Annotated in this window: 1 protein-coding gene; it reads left to right on the forward strand. The window is 35.2% G+C overall.

Annotated features, from left to right (window positions below):
• Positions 1-284: transposase (locus tag SSIN_RS09005; protein WP_156956320.1), on the forward strand; the 284-nt coding region annotated here is incomplete at both ends.

The raw sequence follows: 284 nt of genomic DNA on the forward strand, positions 1-284 counted from the left end.
TTAACTGCTGATAAAGCTCATCAGATACAAGAGGAGGCCAAGAAAACCATTGGTAAGGATTCTCCTGCTTTAGTCTTAGAATTAGGACAATTAATCGAAACTATTAAACATTACGATAAACAGATTAATCAAACTCAAGAAGAAATTAATCGCTTGATGAACGACTTAAACTCTCCTATCACATCTATTACAGGAATTGGAACTCGCCTTGGTGCTATTATTCTAGCTGAAATTAAGAATATTCATAACTTCAAGAATCCAAATCAGCTCCAAGCTTTCGCAGG

This window comes from Streptococcus sinensis (assembly GCF_000767835.1).
In the GTDB taxonomy this organism is placed as follows: domain Bacteria; phylum Bacillota; class Bacilli; order Lactobacillales; family Streptococcaceae; genus Streptococcus; species Streptococcus sinensis.